General features: G+C 70.3%; 14 protein-coding genes. 7 read left to right on the top strand and 7 right to left on the bottom strand.

The genetic code is table 11. The annotated features are described in order from the left end of the window. Positions 1 to 127 precede the first annotated feature (127 nt). Positions 128 to 541 carry a hypothetical protein gene (locus tag SMIR_RS17395; RefSeq protein WP_168493872.1) on the bottom strand — a complete coding sequence of 138 codons (414 nt, stop codon included), beginning with the start codon at positions 539 to 541 and terminating at the stop codon, positions 128 to 130. Between the two features lie 171 nt (positions 542 to 712). On the opposite strand from SMIR_RS17395, the gene SMIR_RS17390 reads away from it, so the two are divergent. The 5 genes from SMIR_RS17390 to SMIR_RS17370 all read left to right on the top strand — a co-directional run bounded on the left by SMIR_RS17390 (position 713) and on the right by SMIR_RS17370 (position 9,538). Continuing rightward, positions 713 to 1,207, top strand: a complete 495-nt coding sequence (locus tag SMIR_RS17390) for a DUF1877 family protein (RefSeq protein ID WP_168493874.1) — start codon at positions 713 to 715, stop codon at positions 1,205 to 1,207. Positions 1,208 to 1,480: 273 nt separating this feature from the next. Then, positions 1,481 to 2,275 carry a hypothetical protein gene (locus tag SMIR_RS17385; RefSeq protein ID WP_168493876.1) on the top strand — a complete coding sequence of 265 codons (795 nt, stop codon included), beginning with the start codon at positions 1,481 to 1,483 and terminating at the stop codon, positions 2,273 to 2,275. A gap of 14 nt (positions 2,276 to 2,289) precedes the next feature. Beyond that, complete coding sequence (locus SMIR_RS17380) at positions 2,290 to 4,602, top strand: bifunctional polysaccharide deacetylase/glycosyltransferase family 2 protein (protein WP_248003032.1); 2,313 nt, start codon at positions 2,290 to 2,292, stop codon at positions 4,600 to 4,602. Between the two features lie 134 nt (positions 4,603 to 4,736). Continuing rightward, positions 4,737 to 6,947 (top strand): transglycosylase domain-containing protein, encoded by a 2,211-nt coding sequence (locus tag SMIR_RS17375; protein WP_168493880.1) that lies wholly within the window; start codon positions 4,737 to 4,739, stop codon positions 6,945 to 6,947. Positions 6,948 to 7,237: 290 nt separating this feature from the next. After that, positions 7,238 to 9,538: a peptidoglycan recognition protein family protein gene (locus tag SMIR_RS17370; protein WP_211118764.1), complete on the top strand. Its 2,301-nt coding sequence runs from the start codon at positions 7,238 to 7,240 to the stop codon at positions 9,536 to 9,538. A 230-nt stretch (positions 9,539 to 9,768) separates the two neighbouring features. Here SMIR_RS17370 and SMIR_RS17365 read toward each other — a convergent pair whose 3' ends face one another. Both SMIR_RS17365 and SMIR_RS17360 read right to left on the bottom strand, forming a co-directional pair. Then, positions 9,769 to 10,974, bottom strand: a complete 1,206-nt coding sequence (locus SMIR_RS17365; RefSeq protein ID WP_168493884.1) for a low temperature requirement protein A — start codon at positions 10,972 to 10,974, stop codon at positions 9,769 to 9,771. A 29-nt stretch (positions 10,975 to 11,003) separates the two neighbouring features. Beyond that, on the bottom strand, positions 11,004 to 11,861 hold the full coding sequence (locus tag SMIR_RS17360; RefSeq protein WP_168493886.1) for an MBL fold metallo-hydrolase: 858 nt from the start codon (positions 11,859 to 11,861) through the stop codon (positions 11,004 to 11,006). 184 nt (positions 11,862 to 12,045) lie between these two features. Here SMIR_RS17360 and SMIR_RS17355 point away from each other — a divergent pair, with 184 nt between their 5' ends. Next, complete coding sequence (locus SMIR_RS17355; protein ID WP_168493888.1) at positions 12,046 to 12,225, top strand: tautomerase family protein; 180 nt, start codon at positions 12,046 to 12,048, stop codon at positions 12,223 to 12,225. Between the two features lie 12 nt (positions 12,226 to 12,237). Here SMIR_RS17355 and SMIR_RS17350 read toward each other — a convergent pair whose 3' ends face one another. Together SMIR_RS17350 and SMIR_RS17345 are read right to left on the bottom strand one after the other, a co-directional pair. Further along, the gene (locus SMIR_RS17350; RefSeq protein ID WP_168493890.1) at positions 12,238 to 12,876 is read right to left on the bottom strand and encodes a prolyl oligopeptidase family serine peptidase; all 639 of its coding nucleotides are present in this window, start codon (positions 12,874 to 12,876) and stop codon (positions 12,238 to 12,240) included. Further along, positions 12,873 to 13,754: an alpha/beta fold hydrolase gene (locus SMIR_RS17345; protein ID WP_168493892.1), complete on the bottom strand. Its 882-nt coding sequence runs from the start codon at positions 13,752 to 13,754 to the stop codon at positions 12,873 to 12,875. The genes SMIR_RS17350 and SMIR_RS17345 overlap by 4 nt, the downstream gene beginning before the upstream one ends. Positions 13,755 to 14,121: 367 nt before the next feature. Here SMIR_RS17345 and SMIR_RS17340 point away from each other — a divergent pair, with 367 nt between their 5' ends. Continuing rightward, positions 14,122 to 16,896, top strand: a complete 2,775-nt coding sequence (locus SMIR_RS17340; RefSeq protein ID WP_168493894.1) for a helix-turn-helix transcriptional regulator — start codon at positions 14,122 to 14,124, stop codon at positions 16,894 to 16,896. Positions 16,897 to 17,035: 139 nt separating this feature from the next. Here the strand turns inward: SMIR_RS17340 and SMIR_RS17335 are convergent, their stop codons facing one another. Together SMIR_RS17335 and SMIR_RS17330 are read right to left on the bottom strand one after the other, a co-directional pair. Continuing rightward, a complete protein-coding gene (locus tag SMIR_RS17335) occupies positions 17,036 to 17,524 on the bottom strand; it encodes a hypothetical protein (protein WP_168493896.1) in 489 nt (162 codons plus the stop codon). A gap of 203 nt (positions 17,525 to 17,727) precedes the next feature. After that, positions 17,728 to 18,612 carry a COG4705 family protein gene (locus SMIR_RS17330; RefSeq protein WP_168493898.1) on the bottom strand — a complete coding sequence of 295 codons (885 nt, stop codon included), beginning with the start codon at positions 18,610 to 18,612 and terminating at the stop codon, positions 17,728 to 17,730.

Genomic DNA, 18,612 nt, shown 5'->3' with positions numbered 1-18,612 from the left:
TCGACGGCCCCATGGTGACCAGCGTCTGTCCTCACAGAAGTGTCACAACGCCTGGGCGCCCCTTCACGTCGTCGCCGTCGCCCGCCACTCAGCCGCCGAGGGCGCGGTCCGGCGCGGATCACGGACCTCACCGCGGCCGCCGATCCCGGGGATCGGGTGTGCCCGCCGTCGCGTCGCGGCACAGCAGCCGCAGTGAGCCGTGTCCGGCGAAGCAGCGGCGGGCCTCGTCGATGGGATCCCACAGCCGTCCCTCGGCCGTGCGGATCCAGTGGTGGCGGTCCGCCTCCCACCACTCGGCGCCCGTTTGGCTGACGATCACCTCACCCGCATACGCCCCGAAGCCGCGCAGCACGCTCTCCACGGCGGCGTAGGGTGTGTCCTCCCGCCGCAGGTCGTCGATCATCCGGTCGACGCGCCACAGGCTGGATGCCGAGTAGTCGAGGCGCAGCCGTGCCCCCTCCCGCATCGTCGCCACCGTGTCCGCCGCCCACCGCACGGGCCTGGCCGCCGCATGGGGTCTCGTCTCCCGATCTGTCGTCACATACGAAGAGAGCGAGGTCGGCGGTCGATCCGTTACGCGGTTCCGGGGGGATTCCCGGCAACCGGCGCGGTACCGCCCCACCCCCGCGCGCACGCCGGTCGAGGTGTCTTCGCCCGAACGGGGTCCGTCGGGCCGCGTAATGCTTCGGCGTCCCCGTGCGCTCCCACTGGCATGAGTACGTACCTCCGTCTGCGAGCGGTGCCGCCTCCCGCACTGCGCAACAGTACGACCTGGCTCGAACGACTCTTCGAGGACGACTCGGAGACCGTCCGACGCCGGGTCGGTCGGCACCGTGAAGAGGAGCTGGACAAGCGTTATCTGGACCAGGAACGCATCTACGCCGGAGCTCCCCCGCATCGTGCCGAAGACCGGCCCCAGACCCAGGTGGTGCTCGGTGGTCGGCCGGTGTTCCGCGCCGACCGGCACAAGTCGCCGTTCCTGGTGCTGACGGCGGCCCAGGCCCGCCGGGTGGCCAGGTTCCTGGCGATGGCCGACTTCGACACGCTGTGGGATTTCGCCCGCGCCGAACTGCTGCCGCGCTACGGCGGCGTGACCGCGGAGCCCGAGACGTGGCATGCGTTCGCGGTGGCGCACCAGGAGTTGAGGGCGTTCTACGCACAGACGGCCGAGTGCGGGGACGCGGTGGTGAAGTGGCTGCCGACCTGAGGCGCGCACAGGGCGCGGGTCAGGAATCTGCGGCCGACACAGGCGCCGCGTGTCCGCCTCGCCGAGGGCGAACGGCACGCTTGCTCCACGCCGGCCATTCTCCCGCACGCGGGCTTTGGGCAAGCCATCGTCATGATTGCTCACCTTTCGTCCGGTTCGTTCCTTGCGGTCGAGCAGGTGCGTACGGCGAGGCCGAGGTGTAACACTTCCGGCCGAGTGCGCTCTTTCCATGAGGACGACCGCGTCGGTCGGCCAGGACAGGGGGCACGACTCGTGCAGCGGATGGACGAAAGCGGCGGGGCGTACGGCGAGGATCCGTACGGCGATGCCGGGCACGCGTATGCCTACGGCTACGCGTACGGCGGCAGCGTCGGCACGGACACGGGCACGATGTCCTGGGACTCGGTGGAACTCGCGCAGTGGACGCAGTCGGAGTACAGCACCCATGCGACGGGGACGGACCCCCACGCCACCGGAACACATCCCTACGTGGCCGGATCGGACCCCGCCACGACGGCGTGGGGTTCTCCCCACGGTGACGTCCTCACCGTGCCGCACCCGGAGTTCGACACCGGCGCCCCCATACCGGAACCGGAGACTCCGGCGAACGAGTCGGTGCGGCCCGTCTTCGTCGACTCCTCGGGGCGACGCCGGCGCCTCGTACTCCGCGCCGCCCGGCTGCTCGTGATCCCCGCCGGCGGTTACGTCGCCCTGCTGATCAGCACGATGCTGGGCGGACCCAGCATCAGTTCTCCGTTCGTCCCGCAGCCGGACTCCACGCACCCGACCACGCCCCGGGCGACCGCGCCCGACGCCTCGCCCGGCACGGGCCACTCCGCGGGGACCGCTGGTCCCACCGCAGGGCAGCGGAACTCCGGCCCTGCGGTGCAGAAGACCCCCGGTCCCACCGACCGGTCGGCCGCCTCCACCGCTCCTGCGGCCACGTCCGGGCCCACCGCAGCGCCCACCAGGATCACGTCCCCGACTTCGAGCGCCGCTCCCGCCCCCATCTCCACCCCTACACGCAAGGGTCGTGCCATCGGCTCGTCCCACCATCCCGTGAAGTGATCAAAGGCCCTGACGTGACCGATCGCCGACGCCGCAACGCTCCTGCTCGCCGCCGCAACCGCACCCGCCGGACCACGCCCCGAACCCACTGGCTGCTGCTGAGCGTGCTCGCGGTGACCCTGTCGACGGCCCTCTTGCTGCAGGGCTACACCCACCACATGTTCGGGATCGCATCGGACCACGTGACCGGCTCCCGTGGCCGGAACGAGGCTGTGCCCAGCCAGGTGATTCATGGCGGCCCCGTGATCGCGGACGCCGCCACCTCTGCGCACACCGCTCAGGTGAAGGCCCACACCATCGCCCTCACCTTCGACGACGGCCCCGACCCCGTCTGGACGCCACGGATCCTGGACGTGCTGCGTCGCAACCACGTGCACGCGACCTTCTTCGTCGTCGGAACCCAGGTCGCCGCCCACCCGGAGCTGGTCCGCCGGATCGTCGCCGAGGGCCATCAGATCGGCATCCACACCTTCACCCATCCCGATCTGGCCCGGCTCGCTCCATGGCAGCGGTCCCTGGAGCTGCGCGAGACGCAGCTGGCGGTGGCCGGCGCCGCAGGGGTCACCACCGCACTGCTGAGGCCGCCGTTCTCCTCGGAGAACGATGCGCTGGACGATGCCGACTGGTCCGTCCTCGAGCAGGCCGACGCGGCAGGCTATGTCACGGTGCTCTCCACCCGGGACGCCGAGGACTGGCAGCGTCCCGGAGTGGACCGCATCGTCGCGAATGCGACACCCGACGGCCACGCTGGACAGATCGTGCTCATGCACGACGCGGGCGGTGACCGGTCCCAGACCGTCGCCGCACTGGGTGCACTGGTGCCACGGCTCAAGGCACAGGGCTTCAAGTTCGCGACGGTCTCCGACGCGGTCGGCATGGCCGCACCCGTCCGGCCCGTCGGGCTCGGCGACCATCTGCAGGGGCTGGCCCTCATCAAGGTGCTGCAGGGCGGCGACTGGGTCGTGTGGCTGTTGGGCGTGTTGATGTACGCGGCCGGGGCGATCAGTGTGCTGCGCGCAGTGGTCGTGCTGATCGCCGCCCGGCGGCACCGGCGCCTGCGCACCGGGCGCCGGAGCCGGTCCTGGGGACCGCCCGTGACCGAGCCGGTCAGCGTCATCGTTCCCGCGTACAACGAGAGCGCCGGGATCGAGGCGGCCGTGCGCTCACTGCTCGCCTCGGACCATCCAGTGGAGATCATCGTGGTGGACGACGGTTCGACCGACGGCACCGCCGACCTGGTGGAGTCGCTCCGCCTGCCGGTACGGGTGATCCGTCAGCCGAACGCGGGCAAGCCCGCCGCACTCAACACGGGACTCGCCGCCGCCACCTTCGACCTGGTGGTCATGGTCGACGGTGACACGGTCTTCGAACCCGACACCGTCCGCACGATCGTGCAGCCCTTCGCCGATCCCCGCGTGGGGGCCGTCTCGGGCAACGCCAAGGTCGTCAACCGTGGCGGCATGCTGGGCCGCTGGCAGCACATCGAGTACGTGGTCGGGTTCAACCTCGACCGCCGCCTGTTCGACCTCGCCGAATGCATGCCGACCGTACCCGGAGCGGTCGGCGCGTTCCGCCGCCAGGCACTGCTCGACCTCGGCGGCGTCAGCGACGTCACCCTCGCCGAGGACACCGACCTCACCATGGCACTGTGCCGCGCCGGCTGGCGTGTGGTGTACGAGGAGGGCGCGAAGGCCTGGACCGAGGCCCCCGCGTCACTGAACGCCTTGTGGCGCCAGCGCTACCGCTGGTGCTACGGCACCCTGCAGGCGATGTGGAAGCACCGCGGCACGCTGGTGCAGCGCGGTGCGGCCGGAAAGCTGGGCCGCCGGGGCCTGGTGTATCTGCTGCTCTTCCAGGTACTGCTGCCACTGCTCGCACCCGTCGTGGACATCTTCGCCCTGTACGGGCTGCTCTTTCTCGACCCGGTCCGGATCATCGGGCTGTGGCTGGCCTTCCTGCTGCTGCAACTCATGATGGGCCTGTACGCGTTCCGCCTGGACGGAGAACGGCCTGGCCCGCTGTGGAGTCTGCCGCTGCAGCAGTTCGTCTACCGGCAGCTGATGTACCTGGTGGTGATCCAGTCCGTCTTCACCGCCGTGTCGGGCTCACGGCTGCGCTGGCAGCGCATGGAGCGGTACGGCAGCCTGCAGGCCCCGGTGGGCGCGGAGGCGCGCGGCAATGTCCTCCCTCCGCAGGATCCCGGTTTTCCGCGGCAGGCGCCGTACGACCCCCTCCCGCAGCCGGCACCGTACGACGGCCTCCCACAGCCCACCCCCTACCCCGGTTTCCGGCAGCCCGGACCGCCCAAGACACCGCAGTTGTACTGAGAGGACAGTGATCAGAGCTCATGAGCGGACACCGGCGCCGACCGCCGCAGCGCTCCGTCGGCGGCACGCGTGCCGAAGGTGACCGCGTCACGGGCCACCGGGCCGCGCATCGTGACCAGGCCCCCCGACAGGACATGCCACGCCGTGCCCGGAGAAGGGCGCCACAGAAGAAACGCTGGATCGACTACCCGCGCCGAGGCCGGACGGGCCCGCGCCGCTGGCTGCCGTCGGTGCGCCAACTGCTGGCGATCTTCCTGCTCTTCTTCGGCGGCACGGCAGCGGTCGTCGGCTATGCCTACGCCACGGTCACCATCCCCGACCCCAATCCCACGACACTGCTGCAGAACAACGTCTACTACTGGTCGGACGGCACGGTTTTGGCGACCGACGGCAGCGTCAACCGACAGAACGTGTCGCTCTCACAGGTACCCGCCGACGTGCGGTGGGACTTCATCGCCGCGGAGAACGCCTCCTTCTACACCGACCCGGGCATCGACCCGCAGGGAATCCTCCGCGCCGTCGTCCACATGGCCGCGGGCGGCTCGGTCCAGTCCGGCTCGACGATCACCCAGCAGTTCGTCAAGAACACCTACCTGGACCAGTCGCAGACGGTCTCACGCAAGTTCAAGGAACTGCTGATCTCCACCAAGATCGGCGCCGGGATGACCAAGGAGCAGATCCTCCAGGGGTATCTGAACACCTGCTTCTTCGGTCGTCAGGCCAACGGCATCCAGGCCGCGGCGCGTATGTACTACGGCCTCCCGGTGGAGAGGCTCGACGCGAGCCGGGGAGCCTTCCTCGCCGCGGCGGTCAACGAGCCGAGTCTCTTCCAGTACGCGGACTCCGATCCCGCGGCCAGGGCAAAGGCGGAAGCACGCTGGTCCTGGGTGCTCGACCGGATGGTGAAGACCGGCAAGCTGACACCCGGGCAGCGGGCACGGTACGCGGCCGCCGGTTTCCCCACACCCAGGAAGTGGACCCGCGGTTCAGGGCTCACGGGCGAGACCGGCTACCTGGTCCAACTCGCCAGGTCGTATGCCGAGACACACGACCCGACCATCACCGACAGCGGCCTGAGCAGGGGCGGCTACCAGATCCACACCACCTTCGACAGGAAGAAGACGGCGGAACTGACGAGGGCTGTCGCCATGGTGCGGGGGCAACGCCTCGACCCCGCCCACCGGCCGGTCGACCGGGACGTCCAGGTCGGAGCCGCCTCGGTGGAACCCACGACCGGCAGGATCCTCGCCGTCTACGGCGGCCCCGGCTTCGAGCACGCCCACTACTCGGACAACGCCGACACCTCCGGCGTCCCGGTGGGATCGACCTTCAAGCCCATCGTCCTCGCCGCCGCGCTCCAGCACGGAGCGGTACTGCGACCCGGCAAGTCACCGGAGCCGATCACCCCGGCCGGCAAGTTCAACGGTGACGACGGCATCAAGATCAAGGACCAGCAGGGCAACTACGTCGCCGACCCCAAGGACCCCACCGGGCTCCTCCACCAGCACAACGACACCCCCCAGCGCTGGGGCTACATCCCTCTGCGCAAGGCCATGGAGCAGTCGGTCAACACGCCGTACGTGCAACTGGGAGAGGACGTCGGCTACGGAAACGTGGCGAGGACGGCCGAATCCCTCGGCCTGCGCCCGGGCAGCCTCGCCGCCCCCAGCGCCGGCTTCTACATCGGCACCTCCACACCGAGCGCCATTCGAATGGCAGGCGTGTACGCGACTTTCGCTGCCGACGGGATGCAGGCCACCCCGTACTCGGTGACGAAGGTCACCCACAACGGCTCGGCACTGGCCGGCTTCTCCGCCCCCGCCCCCGTGCGAGCCCTGCCGGCGGCGGTCGCTGGCAACGTGACCGATGTGCTCCGGGGCGTCATCGCCCGGGGCACCGGCACCAAGGCCCAGGCTCTCGGCAGGACCGCGGCGGGCAAGACCGGAACCACCGACGACTACCGTTCCGCCTGGTTCATCGGCTACACCCCGCAACTCGCCACCTCTGTCGTCCTCTTCCGAGAGGACTCGAACCACCCACAGCTGCAGTCCCTGGTCGGCGTCGGTGGCCTCCAGAAGGTGTTCGGCGGCGACATCCCCACCGAAATCTGGACCCAGTACATGCGCGACGCCCTGGCCGGCCTGCCCGACACCCCCTTCCCCGCGCCGGCCCCCCTCGGCCGCGGCACCGACGAGCCCGGCGCTCCCACGCCCTCCCCGTCCGCGGCCCCCGCCAAGCGGGGCGGCAAGACCGGCAGGACCGGCAAGAGGGCTACCACCACTGCCGCCCCCACACCGGGCGCTCCGGCAACCGGTTCCAAGTGCCACCGCCACAAGTGCCGTTGACCGCGACAGCTGCGGCCACGGCAGGAGGCATCAGCCGATCGCCCGCCTCACTCGGACGGACCTCGACGGCCCGCACCATCCGTGGCACGCATGACACATCGCCATCGCAGTGATCTGCATCACCGAGGTCTGTCGCCCCGTGATGTTCGTCGGACGCGGTGCGCTGTAGAGGGCGGCCACCTGTGTGACAGGTGCGCCTCATGTGACTTTTTTTCTGTGGCCTTTCCGGGCCTTCTAGGGGTGGATACGTGGTGGGTCGTCGTACGTCGCATGTGTACAGACCGCTGAGCATGAAACGACGGGCGTGGCTGACGCTCGGTGCGGTGGTCCTCGGGGGCGGGGGCGTGGTGACCTACGCCGTCGCCAGCCCGTCCTCCGACCCCGGCGCGGCCGGCCGGGCCAAGCGGCCGGCGAAGGTGTACGACCTCGCACTGAAAGGCGGCACAGGCGACAAGCGGGAGCTGCCGCGCACGGACACCGAGCAGTTCTCGATGCTCGGCGTCTCCTGGACGGGGGCGGCCAAGCGGCTCGACGGCGCGGCGCAGGTACGCACCCGCAGCCTCGACACCGGCCAGTGGAGCGCCTGGCAGGACCTCGAACTGAACGTCGACCCGCTCGAGAACCCCGGCGCCGGAGTGCGCGGAGCATCCGAGCCGTTGTGGGTCGGCCCCTCCGACGGCTTGCAGGTGCAGGTCATCCGCAAGAACGGCACCAGCAGTTCCGCTCTGCCCAAGGGCCTTGAGGTCAACCTGGTCGACCCGGGGGTGGTGACCGACGCCGAGACCAAGGCCGGCGGCACCGCGGCCAAGCCCGCCGCGTTCGTCGCCGATGAGAGTCCCGGCGCCACGGCGACCGCGCCCAGCGACGGCACCACCACCGCGCCGACGGACGGCCAGACCACCACATCCCCGGCTGCGACGGACACCACGCCGGCGGCCACCGACTCCGTCCCGCCCTCCGACTCGGCGTCTCCCACGGACTCCGTCCCGCCCTCCGACTCGGCGTCCCCCACGGACTCCGTGTCGCCGTCGCCGAGCACGTCCTCCAGCGCGTCGCCCTCGGCGCCGCCGTCCACCGTGCCCGAACCGCCGATCGTCTCGCGCGCCGACTGGGGTGCCGACGAGTCGATCAGCCCCGAGGCGCCGGAGTACAACGCGGACGTGAAGGCGGTCTTCGTCCACCACACCGACGGGGCAAACGACTACTCCTGCGCCGACTCGCCGTCGATCATCCGGAGCATCTACGCGTACCACGTCCAGGTCAGCGGCTGGAAGGACATCGGCTACAACTTCCTCGTCGACAAATGCGGCACCATCTTCGAGGGCCGCAAGGGCGGCGTGGACCTTCCGGTGTTCGGCGCACACACCTACGGCTGGAATCGGGAGTCCGCAGGCGTCGCGGTGCTCGGTGACTACACCACCACCAGCGCCACCAACGCCACGCTGGCATCAGTCGCCCGCCTGGCGGCTTGGAAGCTCGGCCAGTACGGCGCCGATCCCGCCGGAACCACCCAGCTCACGGCGGGCGCGGGCCAGCACAACTACTTCAACACCAACTTCACCGCGGGCAGCAAGTACACCTTCCAGCGGATCTCCGGCCACCGGGACGGCTACAACACACAGTGCCCCGGCGGCCTGCTCTACGACCAACTGCCGACCATCCGTACCTGGGCATCCGGCCCGGTGCAGGGCCTGAAAGTCAGCTCGGTCGACGGCGCGGGCCTTTCGGGCTCGACGTACTACACCAAGGGCGGCATCACCGTCCGTTGGACGGCCACCACACCGGCGTCGTTGATCTCCAAGTTCGAGCTGCTGGTCGACGGCAAGAGCGTCGCCACCACCTCCGGCACCGCCACGTCCGCCGGCGTCACCCTGGCCCTGGGCAGCCACACTGTCGCCGTGCGGGCCGTGCACCAGTCCGGCAAGACCGCGACCAGTGCCGCGCTGACCGTTGTCGCGGAGACGACCGCACCGACCTTCACCACCAACCCGAAGGTTTCCCTGCGCTCCGGCACCGTCAGCACCAGCGCCGTCCCGGTCACTCTCGGCTGGAAGGCCACCGACGACAAGGCCCTGCGCGAGGTGAAGCTGCTGTCCCCCACCACCGCCACCTTCGGCCCGACCACCACCACCTCGAACCGCACCGCCAAGTCCGGCGCCGCCACCATCTGGTCGATGCGGGCCTACGACTACGCCGGTAACTACCGCACGTCCTCGCCCTCGTACACCCCGGTGATACTGCAGGAGACCGCCGCCACGAAGTCCGGCAGCTGGACCTCCCGCTCCTCCACCGGCTACCTCGGCGGCCAGTCCTACTCCAGCGGTTCCAAGGGCGCCAGCCTCACCTGGACCTTCACCGGCCGCTCCGCCGCCTGGGTCGTCTCCCGCGCCGCCAGCTCCGGCCAGGCGTACGTCTACGTCGACGGCACCAAGATCTCCACCGTCGACCTGAAGTCTTCCACCACCCTGTACCGGCAGGCGATCTGGACCAAGACCTGGTCCAGCAGCGCCAAGCACACCATCAAGATCGTCGTGGTCGGCACCAGCGGCCGTCCCACCGTCACCACCGACGGCCTCGTCTACATCAAGTAGCCCCAGCCCCGCGGAGACGCGGCGCGCCACGCCGACCGGGGCATGCGGTCCCCAGCACGAAATCGGCCTTCACGATCCGGTGTACGCGGTCGTGAAGGCCGACTTCACGGTGAGGTCCGAACAACGCCGTGGGCGGCACGGGCGGCGTTGCGGTTGCGTACGTGTGGTCCCGGCAGGAGCGTCGCGGACGCGCGCTGTCAGAGAACGAAGTACGTCCCGGCGTCGAGTGATCAGTCCGTCCGCCGCGCGGCCCAGGTCGTCACTGCCGCCAGCGCCGCGGTGATCACGGCCATCAGGGGCACGGCCGCGGAGGTCCAGGCCGCGGCCAGCACCAGAACCGCGGCCATGGGGGAGGCCGCGACGGCGGGACCGCGCAGCGGCGGGCCTACGCGCAGCCACCGGACCGTCGCGATCCAGGCGGCGAGGGGTATGCCGACAGCCAAGCCCTGCTGCAGGTGTGTGACGCGCGCATGGCCGATGAGGGCGTCGACGGCGACGGCGAGTCCGGCGCCGATCGCCGCGGTCGAGGCGAAGACGAGGTAGTGGCCGTAGCCCCAGATGATCGTCGTGGGCATGGAGCGCAGCATGCGCTGGGTGGTCCGGTCGAAGTAGAGCCACCACAGGCTGAAGACGAGCAGCAGACCGCTGCCGGCGAGGACCAGCAGGTCGACGTCGGTGCCGTCGCGCGAGTCGGCCGCGGTCTGCACGGCGACGGTCGCGGCCAGCACCGCCTCGCCGAGCACGATCATGGTGAACAGCCCGAACCGCTCGGTGATGTGGTCCGGGTGAAAGGTCGTCACCTGCGCCCGCTCGGCCCAGATCGGGACCAGCAACTCGCCCACGGCCAGCGCCAGCCCGACAAAGAGGTACGTCGGCTGGTCGAAGGCGAGGCGAGCGACCCATCCGGCCTGTACCAGGGCGTAGCCGACGGCGTACCGCAGGGTGGTCGTGCGCCGTTCCGGATCGGCCCTGGCCGCCCGCAGCCACTGCATGACCATGGCCAGCCGCAGGATCACGTAGCCGAGGGTGATGACGAGATAGTCGCCGGACTCGAAGGCCCGGGGTACGCCGGCGGCCAAGGTCAGCGCCCCGGCGATCTGCACCATGGTCAGCAGGCGATAGGCGTCGTCGTCGTTGTCGTACGCGGAGGCGAACCAGGTGAAGTTCCCCCAGGCCCACCAGATCGCGAAGAACACCCAGAGATAGTTGCCCACGGCATGGCCGAGGTGCCCGCCGCTCAGGTCGTGATGCAGATGGGAGGCGGCCTGCGCGACGGCGGCGACGAAACAGAGGTCGAAGAACAGTTCCAGCGGGGTGGAGGACCGGTACGCCTCGTCGGTCCGGCGGGCCGTCATTCTGCGTAGGTTCAGCACCCGCGTGCCGCGGCCTTCCGCGGCCGGTTCCAGGCCGGCCGCTTCTCTGGTCTCCGCGGGCATGGTTGGGCGATCCGTCCTGGCTGTCTGTGTCAGTTCCCGGTGCCGAGCAGGTCGTGGGCCGCGACCCACAGCGTGTAGGGGTTCGCCAGCTCGGGATGGGCGGCCGTCATCCGGTCGATGAGCTCGCCCGGTGCGGAGCTGCGTTCCAGCGCCGTCTCGAAATCGGCCAGGTAGCGGCGGCTTTCGTCGATCTGGCGGCGGGCGTCGTCGTCCGCGGCCCGTGGATCGCGGTGGCCGGCGATCAGGGTGTCGGCCTCCAGCGCCGCCACGGCGTCCAGCGCCCGCGCCCAGTCGGCCCGGGAGTCCGGTGTCGATCCCGCCAGCCACATGTGCGTCCGGTTGTAGACGACGTCACCGGAGACGACCAGGCTCAGGTCCGGGACATGGACGACGCTGGAATGCCCGGTGTCGGTGGTCCCGACCGGGATCACCGTGGCCGATGAGCCTCCGATCGGGATCGTGCTGCCGGCCAGCGGCCCGGGCGGGACGGGCTTGCCGGTCAGCTGGCCGGGGAAGAACCCGCCCCAGACCTGCATGTACCCCGCTGAGATCTGCTCCTGCATCGCGGAGACGGACTCGGCCAGGGCCACCGGCCTCGCCTGCGGGAACGCCGCCAGGATCTCCGTCAGCCCGAGGAAGTGGTCGGCGTGCGGATGGGTGATGTACACGTACCCGGGCTCGCAGTCGTGGGACTTCACCCACGCCGCCAGCTCCCGGCCCTCTCGCACGGTGATGAGGCAGTCGACCAGCACGGCACCGTCGTCATCTCTGATCAGCGTCGATGTGGACGGCGGCCAGGTCGCCGGGCCCACCACCTCCTCGAATCCCGGTACCGCACTCGGGATCGGCTTGGGCTCCACCACGAACACGTCAAAGTCAAGGCTCATCGTCTTCTCCGGCATCGCTGACTCAGCTGGACCTCATGGTCACCCTGGGGGGCGACGGCGGAGTATCAGCATGTTGACTGCACCGCGGGCCGCGGCCGTCGGGACATCCCGACGTTCCGCCAGAACACCGCGGCCTTCCTCCACGAGTTGCCGGCAGGCGACCTTTACCTGCGCGCGTACGTAGTTGGACGCGCCGTCGACGTTCGACACGGGTGCTCTCGACCGCGACAGACAGATCGCGGTGGTGAGCCGGTTCACCGGCATGGTCGCGGAGGCCGCCGGCGACCCGACGCTCGCGGACCGCACCTGGGTGTTGCTGACCGAGGCCGTGCCCGGTCGGTGGGGGCTGGGCGGGGACCAGTGATGTAGGCGACGGTCACGCCTGTTCGTGGATCCAGGCTTTCGCCAGCGTGGTCCATATCGCGGCCTCGCCGGCGTTCCGGGCGAGGCCGAGGCTGTGCGGGCCGTGGGCGAACACGTGCACGGCGTGGGGGACTTGGCCGGCCGCGAGCGCCGCGGCAAGGCGGTAGGTGTGTTCGGCGGGGACATAGGGGTCCTCCGCGGTGTGCCAGACGAAGAAAGGCGGCGACTGGGGTGTGACCAGCGAATCCAGCGATGTCGACCGGCGCAGCCCGGGGCCGGCGTCCTCGCCGAGAAGGATCACCCGGGCCGGACGGTAGGTCTCGGTCTCCATCGAGGTGATGGCGTAACCGAGCACGGCGAAGTCCACCGCCTCATCGGGCGGGGCGCCCGGCGCGAGGGCTGCCAGCCCGGCCAGATGGCCTCCCGCGGAGAAACCGATGAGACCGATGCGCTGTGCGCCGGCCGCCCGCCGGCGGCGGATCTCGGCGCGCAGCGCGTTGAGCGGCTCCGGGTGCCGGGCGCGGAGCGGATAGCGGAACACGCTCGCCCGCACTCCTATGCCGCCGAGCCAATCCACCACCGGCTCGGCCTCGTGCGAAGCGTGTTCGGCGTACCCGCCGCCGGGCAGGACGATCATGTGGGTGCCGGTCATCGAGGGCCGCCGAGGAAGGCGTCGACGTCCGCGGCGAATTCCGCGTGGTGCTGGAACAGGAACCCGTGCGCCGAGTCGGGATAGATCTTCACGCGGGCCTGCGGGATCAGACCCGCGAGCAGGTGGGAGTGGTGCGGCAGGATCATCGGGTCGCTGTCGCCGTTCGCCACGAACACGGGCATCCTCAGGCAGCTGAGCCGCTGGAGCTTCGCGTGATCGGGGATCCCCCACGTGCACACCGCGTCGTACTGCGCCTCGCGGGTCGCCCAGTCGGTCGCCGTGTCCCGGTCTTCGCTCCGGGCGCCGTAGATCCGCTGCAGGGTTTGCCGGCCGGCCTGCCGGCTTGCCGGGGATCCGGTGAAGAAGACGCTCAAGTATTCCGCGGGGCTGGTTTCAGGGTTGCCGACAGCGTCGATGACCTCAGGGGCCCAGCCGTGCATGCCGTCGGCGCCCTGCGGCGCCGACGAGGCGAGGATCAGCCTTCTGACGAGCGCCGGCCTGGTCAGGGCGATCTGCTGCGCGACGAAGCTGCCGAGAGAGAATCCCAGTACATCGACTGGGCCCTGGCCGAGGCCCAGGGCCCCGATCGCCTCGATGAAGGCGATGGCGTCGTGTGCCATCCGGTCCGCGGTGTTCGGAGTCGTCCCGGTGGAGCCGCCGACTCCGGCGTTGTCGAAGGCGATGACACGCCGGGCCGGTGCCAGCGCGTCGATCAGCGCCGGATCCCAGTTGTCGAGGTTTCCACGGAAGTGCTGGAGAAGGACCAGCGGCACACCGGCGCCGTCGTCCGTCGGGCCGGTGTCGCGGTACGCGTAGTCGATGCCGTTCGCGGCCTTGACCCGCTCGTTCGGCAGACCTGAGTACGAGTTGAGCTCCATGACCCGAGCGAATCAGCCGCGGCGCGGCGGCGGAATCCGCATGTTGACTGCACCGGGCCGTCGCGGGGGAGGTGCAATCAGGTTGCGGATACCGAGGTTGGCCCAAGCCCGCGCACAGTCGAAGCGGCAAGTGATCGGGGCGGCGGTATGGATCCGGACGTCACCGGTGTTCTCCCGGCCGGCCATGACATACGGCATCACGAACCCGCGTTCCATCGCGCGCAGGGGACAGCATCCATACACTCAACCCTGTGCCGCGCAGCGGCCGTCCGGTATCCGCAACCTGACTGCACACGGCTTTGCGTGACCGGATCACCTTGGCTGTGTGCGGGCCTGTATTCGGCCGGGTGAGGGTGGCGTTTCCGCGATGACCCGCAAGGACACGAACGTGATCGGGCGGCGGGAGGAGCTGTCCCTGTTGCGGGAACTGATCGCCCCGCCCCACAAGGAAAGCCACGTTCTGCTGCTCCTGGGCGATCCGGGTCTGGGCAAGACCGTCCTGCTGGCCGAAGCCGCGCGCGAGGCCAAGGCGGCGGGGATGCGGGTGCTGGCGACCGCCGGCAGGGAGTCGGAGCAGGACCTGGCGTTCGCCGGGCTGCACCAGCTGCTGCGCCCGGTGCTGGACCGCGCGGCCCGCCTGCCGACCCGCCAGGCCGAGGCGCTGCGCGGTGCGTTCGGGCTCTGTGACGACCCCGCGCCGCCCGACGCCCTGCTCACCGGGATCGCCGTACTCACCCTGCTGTCCGAGCTGTCCGACGAGCAGCCGCTGCTGGTGGCAGCCGACGACGCGCAATGGCTGGACCGTGCCTCCCTCGACGCGCTCGCCTTCGCCGCCCGCCGCCTGGAATCGGAGCGGCTCGTGCTGCTGGCCGGCGCCCGCGGGAACGTACCTCCGGCCGGTTTCGAGCGGGACCTGCCGCAGCTCCTGCTGCGACCACTCACCCGGCCGGACGCGGGCCTGCTCCTGGACGCGCAACCGCGCCCGCCGCGCGGTCGGCTGCGTGAACAGGTGCTGGCCCAGGCGGTCGGCAACCCACTGGCGCTGATCGAGCTGGCCAGGGTGATCGCCGCGGATCCCGACGCGGGGCGCCGATGGACCGCCGAGCCGCTGCCGTTGACCGGGCAGCTGACCGCCCTCATGGCCGCCCAGTACGTCACTCTGCCCCCGGCGGCCCGATCCGCGCTGCTGCTCGCCGCGGCCGCCGACAGCCCGGACCTGACCACGGCGGTACCAGGGCTTTCCGCCGACGCGCTCGCCCCGGCGGAAGCGGCGGGCCTGATCCGGCTGGACACGCCGGGCCCGCGGTTCGCCCATCCGCTCACCCGGTCGGCCGTCTACCATGCCGCGTCCTTCGCCGAGCGGGCCGCGGCGCACCGACAGGTCGCCGACGCGCTCCGCGACCAGCCCGACCGCCACGCCTGGCATCTGGCGGCCGCCGCGCTGGAACCCGACGAGCGCCTGGCCGCACTGCTCGAGGACAGCGCGGCCCAGGCACAGCGCCGCGGTGGCGCCGCCGCGGCGGCACGCGCCCTCGAACGCGCCGCCGAGCTCAGCCCCGGCGAAGGCGACAAGGCCCGGCGACTGCTGGCCGCCGCCGAACTCGCCCTGCCCGCCGGACAGGCCGACTGGGTACGCGAACTGGCGGGCAAGGTACTCACGCTGACCTCCGCCCCGGACCTGCGCATCGCCGCCCGGCTGGACATCGGCTGGTCGCTGCTGTGGTCCAACCGCAACACCGACGCGTTCGACACACTCCTGTCCGTCGCCGCCGAGGCATCCCCGAGGCTGCCGGCCATCGCGTGGCAGGCCGTCTGGATGGCCGCCACGGTCGCCCATCAGACCGGACTCCCCGAAGTCTGCGCCAAGGCACGTGCCGCCCTCGACCTGCTCGACTCCCGGGACGGGCCAACGCCGTCGGCCGAGGACCGGCCCGCCGACCGCGCCGACGAGTACCGGATCTGGATCCGGGCCTGCACGGACCCGTTCGGCGAAAGAGCCGACATCGTCCCCCGCCTGCGGCGCACAGCGGGAGGATCCCTCGCGGACCCGGGTACGTTCGGCGCGGCGGCCTGGGTCCTGGACGAAACCGAACTGGCGGTCAGGGTGCTGCGCGAAGCCCTCAGCCGGCTGCGCGCCCCGGGCGTCCGCGGTGCCAGCGGCGGCGTGCTGTCGGCACTGGAATGGGCATGCGTCGACAGCGGGCGCTGGGACGACGCACTCGCCGCCGCCCGAGAGGCGGGCGACATCGCCGCCGCCTACAAGATGGAAACCGTCGCGGGCTCGGCCGACCTCACCACGGCCATCGTGGCGGCCATGCGCGGCGAACACGACCAGGTGGCACCGCTGCTGGCCCGCGTGCGCGCCGCTGTAGACACCTCCGAATACCGTGGGTTCGCGGCCAGGATCTGGCAGACGGCAGGTCTCGCCGCGCTGGCCCAGGGCACCTACGTGACCGCGTACGCGCAGCTCAGCCGGCTCTTCGCCGCCGACGGCACCCCCCTGCACCATCACTTCTCGTACCTTGCCGTCGCCGACCTGGCCGCTGCGGCGGTGCGCGCCGAACGGCACCTCGAAGCGCGTACGTTGCTGGAGCGCGCGCTGGCTCGCGTGGATCCCGCGCCCGGGCCGCGCCTGCAACAACTCGCGGCCCGCGCCCGCGGACTGCTCGCCGAGCCCGACAGCGCCGAAGCCCACTTCGCCGCGCCCCTGGCCGATCCCACCGGAGACACGTGGCCGTTCGAACGGGCCCAGCTTCAGCTGGACTACGGGGAATGGCTGCGCAGGCAGCGACGGATCAACGACGCCAAGCCCATCCTCGTGACCGCTCTGGAAACGTTCCGCCGTCTGGGCGCGGCACCGTGGACCCGGCGCGCGGAATCCGAGCTGCGTGCCTGCGGCGTAACGGTGCAAGCCCCGCAGGGCGCCCCGGGCGCGCTGGAGGGCCTCACTGCTCAACAGCGCGAGATCGTCATCCTCGCCGGACACGGCCTGACCAACGGCGAGATCGCCGACCGTCTGTTCCTGTCCCCCCGCACCGTCGCCTCACACCTGTACCGCTCCTATCCCAAGCTCGGCATCGCCGGCCGTCGCCAACTCCGCGACATCATCGACCAGCGGATGACACCACGGGCCGGCCGCTAGCGTGCCGACGACGCCGACGATCCGGCAGCCGTCAGGGAGTGTGTCCGCCGTGAGGTACTGCGCCAAGCCTTACAGCCGAAGGCCGCCGGCCGGTTCCTCGCGGGCGTTGTCGACTTCGGTAGACGGGCCTTCCTGCTACTCATCGTTCTCCAGAAGAAACTGCCGCAGAATCTGCGCGTATTCCTGCGGACAGTTCCGGTGGACCGGTGAAGTCCTGGGCAAGAAGAGCACTGCGACGGCCGCGGATGTACCGCGCTATGGCGCAGCAGAGTGGGACGTCGGTGCCGTAGGGAGTGTCCACCCGGTTGTAGCCGGCGGTCGGGAAGTAGTTCAGCGCGTTTGACAGGAGTCCGAGGGCTGCGTCCTTGATGCGCGGTCGCTGACCGTGCTCCACGAGGTTCAGCAAGATCGGGGTGGCAGCGTAGGCCGCCGGGAACACCATGGCAGCGTGTCCGCAGATGAAGCCACTACCGGCGAGGAGGGCTGCCGCGTCGCCTGTCTCGTTGGCCGTGGTGGAGACCGTCAGGAGTCGTAGTGCATGTGCGACGCGCTCTGGATCGTCGCACCGATGCCACGTCGGGTTGGGTATCGCCGACCAGTTCACGGCGTCTATGGCATCAAGGGACACGCCCACATTCTGCCGCGTCGGCGCGACGCCCCAGCCCGGTTCTTGGCGCCTCGCGATGAGCCCTGAGCTTGGGAAGCTCGTGTCTCCTGGCCCCGGTTTCCGGCTGACCTGCGGCCAAGGACGCTGGTGCCCCTGGTGGGCCGCCGCTCGATTGGTGGCCACCTGTGGTTGCGGTGGCTGCTGTGTCCCGCTGCTCAGAATGATCAGCCCGGTCGCCTTCCTTCTGGTGCGTGTGGCGTGTCGGCGGGTTTGCCCGCGTAGTCATCCGCAGACGCTTCTGTTGATTGACCAGCGGGCTGGTGATAGTGGCTATCGGATGCGAGGACGGTATCCACCGTGTGGGTTTGTTGGCGGTCGGTGAGCATCTGCCAGCCCACCAGAATTGCCAGGACGGCGAGCAGAGCGGATGAGGTGATCGTGGTTCCTGCTCCGAGTCCGCCCTGCGCGACGGGCTTTTCCACCGCGTTCTCCGCCACCGCGCCCAGCGGGCGGGTCAACACGTAGGCCGCCCAGAACAGCACCGTGCCCGAGATCGGGGTCAGATAGTGCGCGGCAAGGATCACGAGCATGGCCCCGCACAGCAACAGAGAGCTGTCGCGGAAGCCGAGACCCAGACCGCCGGAAAGGAAGTCACCACTGGAGGTGCCCAGCGTGTTGGACACCAGTGTCGCGGTCCAGTACAAGACCTCGCCCTCCGTCGTGGCGATCCGCTCCACATCCATGGTCTGTCCGGTCATCCGCCACCCGATCAGTACGATCGCCAGCAGGCTGGTCAGCAGAATCGAGCCGCCGGCGTAACCGAGCCCAGCGGTGCGGTTGATGTAGTCGGACATCGAGGTGCCCACGATGCTGGTGGTCAGAATGACCGACCAGAACACCATCGGGCGGAAGCGGTCGGCCTTGAGCTGCATCATCAGGGTGAGCGCGAAGGCCACCAGAAAGATGATCGCGCCGACGGCGTAGCCGAGATTCAATGGCGCCATCGTGACGAAGTTCGATGCCGACTCGCCCAGCGTTGTGGCCACGATCTTGGTCGCCCAGAACATAGCGCCGACCAGTGGCAACTTGCTCACGGCAACCTTGCGCAC

The organism is Streptomyces mirabilis (genome assembly GCF_018310535.1).
Lineage (GTDB): Bacteria > Actinomycetota > Actinomycetes > Streptomycetales > Streptomycetaceae > Streptomyces.
Note: the sequence above shows the minus strand (reverse complement) of the source record. Positions and strands in the feature narration are given on the sequence as shown.

Coding starts and splice junctions, on each gene's coding strand:
- SMIR_RS17390 (WP_168493874.1), top strand. CDS start 713: ATGAGTACGTACCTCCGTCTGCGAGCGGTGCCGCCTCCCGCACTGCGC.
- SMIR_RS17375 (WP_168493880.1), top strand. CDS start 4,737: ATGCCACGCCGTGCCCGGAGAAGGGCGCCACAGAAGAAACGCTGGATC.
- SMIR_RS17370 (WP_211118764.1), top strand. CDS start 7,238: ATGAAACGACGGGCGTGGCTGACGCTCGGTGCGGTGGTCCTCGGGGGC.
- SMIR_RS17365 (WP_168493884.1), bottom strand. CDS start 10,974: ATGCCCGCGGAGACCAGAGAAGCGGCCGGCCTGGAACCGGCCGCGGAA.
- SMIR_RS17360 (WP_168493886.1), bottom strand. CDS start 11,861: ATGAGCCTTGACTTTGACGTGTTCGTGGTGGAGCCCAAGCCGATCCCG.
- SMIR_RS17350 (WP_168493890.1), bottom strand. CDS start 12,876: ATGACCGGCACCCACATGATCGTCCTGCCCGGCGGCGGGTACGCCGAA.
- SMIR_RS17345 (WP_168493892.1), bottom strand. CDS start 13,754: ATGGAGCTCAACTCGTACTCAGGTCTGCCGAACGAGCGGGTCAAGGCC.
- SMIR_RS17340 (WP_168493894.1), top strand. CDS start 14,122: ATGACCCGCAAGGACACGAACGTGATCGGGCGGCGGGAGGAGCTGTCC.